This window comes from Rhizobium sp. P2_G9, assembly GCF_056403475.1.
Genome location: NZ_JBFUFK010000099.1, coordinates 1 through 8,199, shown reverse-complemented (window position 1 = coordinate 8,199; position 8,199 = coordinate 1). Strand labels below are relative to the sequence as shown.

Below are 8,199 nucleotides of genomic sequence, written 5' to 3'. Positions count from 1 at the left end.
AGGGCATCGTCAACTTAACGGAATTTGGAATTCGATGTGCGATCATGGGCCATGACAAATCGTGATCCGCTGTACCGCCGCCATCGCTTTCCCGCTGAGATCATCGCGCATGCTGTGTGGCTCTATTTCCGCTTTCCTCTCAGTTTGCGGATGGTCGAGGACATGCTGGCCGCACGAGGGATTATTGTCTCGCATCAGACGTTCCGGTTGTGGGCAGAGAAATTCGGCCGCGCCTTCGCCAGCGAGATCCGCCGCCGCTCAGCCGGCCGGCTGGGCGACAAGTGGCACCTCGACGAAGCCGTCGTTTCGATCGGCGGCAAGAAGCACTGGCTCTGGCGCGCCGTCGATCAGGACGGTTTCGTCCTGGAGGTTCTTGTGCAAAGCCGCCGCAATGCCAAGGCGGCCAAGCGCGTGATGCGCAAGCTGTTGAAGAGCCAAGGGCGGGCGCCGAGAGTGATGATCACTGACAACTTCGTCTCAATCCATGATCCGATCGCCAATCTGTTTTACATCCCCCGCCACGACATCTCATCCAGCCATCATCGTGAACTGCGTTCAGAGGCGATGAACCTCTGGGCGAGAATCGCGCGGATGTGAACCGTCGTGACGCAAGCGGGCTACGACTGTCGCGCGATCATTAAGTTTACAGTGCCATTTCGCTCGATCGTAGCGCAGCCCTGGTGCGGGAAATCCGCTGCCGAGAAGGAGTGGCTGGCCCGCCAAATCCTGGGGTTTTACCGAACCGGTGTGACGACCCCGTCGATCTTTGGTCGATCACCCATCGCCGGGGCGTGTCCCGCTTTTCGTCCGATGCGCGTTGAATTGATGGCAGCCGCGGTCTTTTTGGCGCGGCGCCTGGTCAGGCCGAGACTGTGTTCCCTGGCTGCTCGACCAGCTGGGCCATGGGAGCGGTGATGCGGGACCGCCTGCTGGCGCACGTCGCTACTTGACCTCAAGGTCTGGGTGAATTCAGCAAACATATGGAAATACTCACATTTTATAAAGCCCGTAATTACCCTCTGTATTTTGCGAGCGACCTTGCCCATCGCTCCAATTCCAAAAGCTAGTGATCTTAATCTCTTTCTCAGAACTGGCGTAGATTGCATGGCGAATGGGATAGTGCCCCGTCTTGGTATTTCTGTAATACAGGTCACATTCCTGTGTCGCTGAATATTCTCTCGGGGATTCACTTGGCTAATCGACAAGGTGCTACATCTAGCTCCCTCGCGATCCCTAACTACCAGCGTCTTTGCTACCAGGGCGCCCCCTTCAAAACTGACAAATTTTGGTCAGCGTTTTCTGGTGCATTCCCTCGCAGGGAAAAATTGGAGGTCGCTGAAAGGCCGCATTTTTCGCACGCCCAAAAGGCGTTTATTTCAAGGGGCGCGACGAGGCGGGCCTACTGCTGATTTGCCGCGAGGTAGCGATCAGCCATGCAACCAAAATGCGCTTCTTCGAAATTAATGCGGCTGCCTATTCCGCCTCGGGATAGCGCCTTCGATATACCTCCCGGTGCTCCCCGACACCAAAGCGACGTATCGCCACTGCCTCGGCCTTCAGCATCAACGCCGTCCGTGCCATTGCGCCCTCTCCCTTGATGTAAAGGTGGGCCATTCTGGCAACGTGCCAAGCGTCAAGCACCTGCTCGTCCGTCATTTCGTTCGGGGTCATAGTTCGCGAAGCCTCGCGCGTCCAGCATTGTCATAGGAAAGCCTTCCGGCCTGCCTCAGGATCGTCTCGGCGGCGCTGGCCCGCGACGCTCCCCAACCGAGATGGAATGCAATGCCTCCATAGCCGCACGGGCCCGATCCGCGAGAGAGCCTGTGCGTACTCCTCCGCATCCTCGGGGCCGGCAAGCCAAACGGCTCCCCGGAGCTTGGGTGTTCGCCACGAGGACCACTCGTCCTCGGTTCGGACGAACCGCCGTTTTCAAGCGCCCTGAGCGCTGATCTCATGGCGCGCTCCACAATCTGCTGCGTCGCCTGGCCAGCGGCCAGCGCGGCCGTCTCGACCCTCTTGCAACGACGCCGTCTCCGGAGACGACATCAACCCGCTGGTCCAGAGCATTCAACGCGCGAAGGATTTCGTCATAGGAGACGGCATGTCTGGTGCCGGGATAGTAGCGCAGCGCTGGAATGGACTCGACGGCGTGCAAGTCAGACGCCCACGAGGCAAGGATGGCTCGCTTCTCGTCTTTATCGAGATGGGTGGCGGAGAGCACGTCCCGGGGATGATCGAAATACGCCGCCGGGTTGAGCAGTTGCGAAACGGTGATGGCGGCCGTCGCTTCGTTGGTGAAAGTTGTGTTTTCAGGTTCCTTTCTCATTTCTTCGCTCCACGGCTAATCAGTCTATGGATCGGGACGGCCGCGCGGAACCACACCGCACGGCCACTTTCCACGCCTCTGGGCGCGTGTGTTTTGCTCGGTTCACTATGCGGGCTTCACGTCTCCGCTGCGCAAGGGCCGATCTCCGGCCAACTTTTGGACGGACCGAAGAAGCCAGCCCGACTTGGTGGCAGCGGACGTGGTCGAGCCGCGACGCCGCTTCACTTCCACGATGAACGATTTGGGTTGCTTGCGCATGTGCTCGCCTCACGCAGCCTGCCTGTCGCCTTCGATCTGAAGCGGCTCGTTCTTGGGCGAACCGTTGCCGATCTCGATGCGGCGGGGCTTGGCCTGTTCAGGGATTTCGCGCTTGAGCGTGATCTTGAGCAGACCGTTTGCGAGCGAGGCCCCTTCGACGCGGACATGATCCGCCAGCTCGAAACGCCGCTCGAACGACTGGGCGCTGATGCCGCGGTGCAGGTATTCGCCATCCTTCTTCTGCGCCGCTCCGCCCTTCACCACCAGAACGTTGCGTTCCTGGGTGATGTCAAGGTCGCCCATCGCAAAGCCCGCGACGGCAATCTCGATCGAATAGGCATCCTCGCCCTTGCGTATGATGTTGTAGGGCGGCCATGCCTCGGTGCTCTGGAGCCGCTGGGCATTGTTGAGCAAATTGAAGACCCGGTCGAAGCCGACGCTTGAACGGTAGAGTGGCGCGAAGTCGAATTCAGTTCTCATAGCCATATCCTCGTAAGCAACATGGAAGGGACATTGTCCCGGTGATGTCGGCCCCTTAATAGGCGACCGACGGTTTACCAGCGGCACGCCGCTTTGGCGTGCCGCCGATCTCATGTCAGAAGTCCATATCCGCGCCGGCGGGTACGGCCGGAACCTTGTCCTTCTTGGGCTTTTCGGCGATCATTGCCTCGGTTGTCACCAGCAACCCCGCCACCGACGCAGCGTCCTGGAGCGCCGTGCGCACGACCTTTGCCGGATCGATCACGCCTTGTGCGTAGAGATCGCCGAACTCGTTGGTCTGGGCGTTCCAGCCCCACGAGAACGCGGACTGCTCGCGCAGCTTGCCGACGATGACCGAGCCTTCGGCACCGGCGTTCTCGGCGATCTGGCGAACCGGTGCTTCGATCGCGCGGCGAACTATGTCGACACCGACGCGCTGGTCTGGATTAGCGGTTGCGAGATTCTCCAACGCCTTAACGGCGCGGAGCAAGGCGACACCGCCGCCCGGAAGGACGCCTTCCTCAACCGCTGCTCGCGTCGCGTGCAGTGCGTCGTCGACGCGGTCCTTCTTCTCCTTGACCTCTACTTCGGTGGAGCCGCCGACGCGGATGACAGCGACGCCGCCGGCGAGCTTGGCAAGGCGCTCCTGCAGCTTCTCCCGGTCGTAGTCCGACGTTGTGTCCTCGATCTGGGCGCGGATTTGGGTCGTGCGACCTTCGATCTCCGCCTTCGAGCCAGCGCCATCGATGACGGTTGTATTGTCCTTGTCGATCGCCACCTTCTTGGCGCGGCCGAGCATCTGCAGCGTCACGTTCTCGAGCTTAATGCCGAGGTCTTCCGAGATCACCGTGCCGCCCGTCAGGATGGCGATGTCCTCGAGCATTGCCTTGCGGCGGTCGCCGAAGCCCGGAGCCTTGACGGCTGCGACCTTGAGCCCGCCGCGCAGCTTGTTGACCACCAGCGTCGCAAGCGCTTCGCCTTCCACGTCTTCCGCGATGATGACGAGCGGCTTGCCCGATTGCACCACCGCCTCCAACACCGGCAGCATGGCCTGGAGATTGGAGAGCTTCTTCTCGTGGAGCAGGATATACGGGTCTTCGAGTTCGACCCTCATCTTGTCCTGGTTCGTCACGAAGTACGGGCTGAGGTACCCACGGTCGAACTGCATGCCTTCGACGACTTCGAGTTCGGTTTCGGCGGTCTTGGCTTCCTCGACGGTGATCACCCCCTCATTGCCGACCTTCTCCATCGCTTCCGCAAGGTAGCGGCCGATCTCGGCATCGCCATTGGCCGAGATAGTTCCGACCTGTGCGATCTCCTCGTTCTTGGAAATCTTGCGGGCGTTGGCCTTGAGTTCCTTGACGACGGCGTCGACGGCGATGTCGATGCCACGCTTGAGGTCCATCGGGTTCATGCCCGACGCGACGGCCTTTGCACCTTCCTTGACGATGGCCTGGGCAAGAACCGTTGCGGTCGTGGTTCCATCACCGGCGAGATCATTGGTCTTCGAGGCGACCTCGCGCAGCATCTGCGCGCCCATGTTCTCGAACTTGTCTTCGAGTTCGATCTCCTTGGCGACCGAAACGCCGTCCTTGGTAATGCGCGGCGCGCCAAACGACTTGTCGATCACGACATTGCGGCCCTTGGGACCGAGAGTCACCTTCACCGCATTTGCAAGGATGTCGACGCCGCGCAGCATCTTCTCGCGGGCTTCCGTGTTGAATTTGACTTCTTTCGCAGCCATGGTTCACTCCTTCATAGGCAGTTGGTTATGACTGAAACAGGCCTTAAGCGGCCTTCTTCTGCTCGATCTGGGCTTCGATGACGCCCATTATGTCGGATTCCTTCATGATCAGCAGGTCCTCGCCGTCGACCTTGATCTCGGTGCCTGACCATTTTCCGAACAGAACGCGGTCTCCCGCCTTGAGGTCGAGCGCCACGACCTGCCCCTGCTCGTCGCGAGCACCGGGACCGACGGCGACGACTTCACCTTCCTGCGGCTTTTCCTTGGCTGTATCGGGAATGATGATGCCACCCTTGGTCTTCTCCTCGGACTCGATGCGGCGGATGACGACGCGATCATGCAGCGGTCGGAACTTCATGTTTTCCTCCTGGACAAACAAGTTGAACTCCCCTCCGTCGGACTGGATGACCATTCCGGAACGGGGTGCCGAACTCCCCTGAGCGTCCGGCGACGAAAAATCTGGTTTTGCATTTTTTGGATTTCAAGAGCCGCCGAGAAAAAATTAGCACTCTTGCGCCATTGCTGCTAACGGGCTGATGAGGAACAATAATCTCTGCCCGTCGTTGGTTTTCTGTTGACGGAGTTCGCCCTTGGCGGCAAATTTTTCTGGTCATCGAAATGGAGACCAAGGCATGCAGACTAAGTCCGATTTTGAACTTCAGCTCGAAGGCTACGGCATCACCACCGCCCACATCCTCTACCGCATGCCCGATTTCGGGTCCGTGCTGCAGACTTACGTCTGGCAGCAGTACGACCTCGCCCCCGAATTTCCAGAAATGCGCAGGTTCCTCGAGTTCTGGGAAGACAAGCTGGACGGTCCGCTGCATTCCGTCAGGTACACGCACAAAAGACTGGTCGGTCCGCACGAATGGCGGCAGGTTTCGGGGGAGTTGAAGTTGCATTAGCAAGCGTTCGCCCGCGAAGTAGCACTTTTGAGGACTGCCACACCAACGCGATACTGGATACGCTTGAGCTGGGAATGGCCTGGAAAAGCGATCGCCTATAAACCTTGTCGCAGGTACGCTAACGCACGAACATTCGAGCATTTACAGTTCTCTCACGCTAGTCCTCGAAAATGCGTTGTCAGAATGGCGATAGCGGATGGCGATTGGATGTGAAGGCTGCATGAACGGAACAAAAGCGGGCAATAAGGGGTTATTGGCTCGAAAATCAACCGGTCGCCTGTCTCGGGTGCGGTCTGAAGCAGAATGTAAACCGGAGCCCGCCTCTTTTCGTTTGCGATTGGACCGCCCGCGCAATAGAAAGAGCCAATGCCGCTAAATCTTAGCATGGCTCAGTTTAAATGCGCGGACGCGATAAACGGAGCAAAATGACCGATTTCAATCCTGCGGCGTCTGAAGCCGGCAAGGCGTCCAATCCATCCTTTACCTCCCCCTTTCCCGACATTGACTCGAACACTGTTCTGACCGCCGTGCTGGCAACCAGCAATGACTGTATCACGATTCTGGATCTCCAGGGTCGCCTGCTGTTCATGAGCGAAAGCGGGCAGAGGGCGATGGAAGTCTCGGACTTCAACATCATACGCTACAGCCCTTGGTCGCACTTCTGGCAGGGCGAGGGTCACGCAGTAGCAAAGCAAGCGGTTGAAAGCGCACGCAAAGGCAAAAGCGCCCGGTTCTCGGCTTTTGCCGACACGATGGCGGGTAATCCAAGGTTCTGGGACGTAGAAGTTATCCCACTTGGTGGGGAGCTGGGCAAGCCGAGCCACCTGATGTCGATCTCACGCGACGTTACTGACCTAAAATCTGCTGACATCGAGATCGAACGGCTGCTCGAGGACGCTCGACAGAATGAGGCACGCTTTCGTACTCTGGCTGATTCCATGCCTCAGGTCGTCTGGTCGACGCTTCCTGATGGCTATCATGATTACTATAATGCCAGGTGGTACGAGTTTACCGGCAGGCCAGTGGGTAGCACGGATGGTGAAGGCTGGAATGGGCTGTTCCATCCGGACGACCAAGCACGGGCCTGGGAGGTATGGCGAGCCTCTCTTGCGACCGGCGCGCCTTACGAGATCGAGTATCGTCTTCGCCACCATTCCGGCGAATACCGCTGGGTTCTAGGCCGCGCATTGGCTATGCGTAACCTGGAAGGCGAAATTGTTCGCTGGTACGGCACGTGTACTGATATCCACGAAGCCAAAGAGCTGTCGGAGAGTTTAGCGCTTCTGAGCCATGAACTTAGCCACCGGATCAAAAACATATTTGCCATTATCAACGGCCTGATTGGGCTATCCGCGCGGCGGTTTCCCGAAAGCCGGCAGTTTGCCACCGATATTCAACACCGGCTGGCCGCGCTGGGCCGCGCCCACGACTTTGCTCGCCCTCACAGCGAAGACTCCAAGCCAGTTACCGGCGATACGACTCTGACAGATCTAATGCGAGAAATCCTGAAACCCTATCCGGCGCTGGATGAACACCGGATACAGATAACCGGGGATGAAATCAAAATCGACGACCGCTCGGCGACACCCTTGGCATTGATCTTTCACGAACTCGCCACGAATGCCTCAAAATATGGGGCGCTCAGTGCGCCCGACGGACAGATTGCCATTTTTGCGACTGTGGCTGGGGAGGAATGCCAGATCGAGTGGATCGAGCGCGGCGGACCTCCAATTATCGGAGAGCCCAGCCGCCAGGGCTTCGGAACGAAATTAGCGACCATCAGCTCGGAGAGCCACTTGGGCGGGAGCATCGAGCGGAAATGGATGCCTGAGGGCCTGCATATGACGCTGCGATGCTCGGTCTCGAGCTTGCGACGCCCTTAGCCAGTTGCGCGTCGCGCAAATACTTTCATCGGCGCCGGGGCTTGCCCGGATTTGGTCACCAAATTCAGCGCAGCCTCGCCATCCTCGGCAGTGTACGGTTTCGGCAGGACGCCGATAGTCCCGGGCACACCGTCACCGAGCGACTTCGGATTAACGGTGACGTAAAGCACGTTCAAGCCGAAGTCCTGCGAAAGTCGCGCTCCGAGCGCAATGCCCGTGGGGCCGTCACGCAGATTGATGTCAACCAACGCGATCTCTGGGGCTTTCTCGACCAGCCTCAACGCAGTCCCAGAATCAGCTGCAATGCCCACGCCCTGGTGACCCATGTCATCGAGCGTTGCCTCAAGCTCCATGGCTACGAGAGACTCATCTTCAACAATCAGGATTCGATGCGACATAAAATACCCGTTACACGTTGAGCGCTAGTAACGTGTAGGTGGAACCGATGGTTCCAAGGGCATCGTCAACTTAACGGAATTTGGAATTCGATGTGCGATCATGGGCCATGACAAATCGTGATCCGCTGTACCGCCGCCATCGCTTTCCCGCTGAGATCATCGCGCATGCTGTGTGGCTCTATTTCCGCTTTCCTCTCAGTTTGCG

8 protein-coding genes and 1 pseudogene are annotated in these 8,199 nt (G+C 58.6%); 4 read left to right on the top strand and 5 right to left on the bottom strand.

Going from position 1 to position 8,199, the window contains the following annotated elements; all coding sequences use genetic code 11:
• Positions 1-51 precede the first annotated feature (51 nt).
• On the top strand, positions 52-597 hold the full coding sequence (locus AC1DYF_RS39655; RefSeq protein WP_477884359.1) for an IS6 family transposase: 546 nt from the start codon (positions 52-54) through the stop codon (positions 595-597).
• Positions 598-1,951: 1,354 nt separating this feature from the next.
• On the opposite strand, the gene AC1DYF_RS39650 is transcribed toward AC1DYF_RS39655, so the two are convergent.
• From AC1DYF_RS39650 to groES, 4 genes are all read right to left on the bottom strand, one after another.
• Positions 1,952-2,326, bottom strand: a complete 375-nt coding sequence (locus AC1DYF_RS39650; protein WP_477884357.1) for a hypothetical protein — start codon at positions 2,324-2,326, stop codon at positions 1,952-1,954.
• Between the two features lie 267 nt (positions 2,327-2,593).
• Positions 2,594-3,064 (bottom strand): Hsp20 family protein, encoded by a 471-nt coding sequence (locus AC1DYF_RS39645; RefSeq protein WP_477884355.1) that lies wholly within the window; start codon positions 3,062-3,064, stop codon positions 2,594-2,596.
• Positions 3,065-3,179: 115 nt separating this feature from the next.
• Positions 3,180-4,808 (bottom strand): chaperonin GroEL, encoded by a 1,629-nt coding sequence (gene groL, locus AC1DYF_RS39640; protein WP_477884353.1) that lies wholly within the window; start codon positions 4,806-4,808, stop codon positions 3,180-3,182.
• Between the two features lie 43 nt (positions 4,809-4,851).
• Positions 4,852-5,166, bottom strand: a complete 315-nt coding sequence (gene groES, locus AC1DYF_RS39635) for a co-chaperone GroES (protein WP_477884351.1) — start codon at positions 5,164-5,166, stop codon at positions 4,852-4,854.
• 274 nt (positions 5,167-5,440) lie between these two features.
• On the opposite strand from groES, the gene AC1DYF_RS39630 reads away from it, so the two are divergent.
• Both AC1DYF_RS39630 and AC1DYF_RS39625 read left to right on the top strand, forming a co-directional pair.
• Positions 5,441-5,713 carry an usg protein gene (locus AC1DYF_RS39630; RefSeq protein WP_477884349.1) on the top strand — a complete coding sequence of 91 codons (273 nt, stop codon included), beginning with the start codon at positions 5,441-5,443 and terminating at the stop codon, positions 5,711-5,713.
• A 425-nt stretch (positions 5,714-6,138) separates the two neighbouring features.
• Complete coding sequence (locus AC1DYF_RS39625; RefSeq protein WP_477884347.1) at positions 6,139-7,596, top strand: sensor histidine kinase; 1,458 nt, start codon at positions 6,139-6,141, stop codon at positions 7,594-7,596.
• On the opposite strand, the gene AC1DYF_RS39620 is transcribed toward AC1DYF_RS39625, so the two are convergent.
• Positions 7,593-7,994: a response regulator gene (locus AC1DYF_RS39620; RefSeq protein WP_477884346.1), complete on the bottom strand. Its 402-nt coding sequence runs from the start codon at positions 7,992-7,994 to the stop codon at positions 7,593-7,595. The genes AC1DYF_RS39625 and AC1DYF_RS39620 overlap by 4 nt on opposite strands.
• A gap of 107 nt (positions 7,995-8,101) precedes the next feature.
• On the opposite strand from AC1DYF_RS39620, the pseudogene AC1DYF_RS39615 reads away from it, so the two are divergent.
• Positions 8,102-8,199: pseudogene (locus tag AC1DYF_RS39615) on the top strand (IS6 family transposase); the annotation flags it as partial.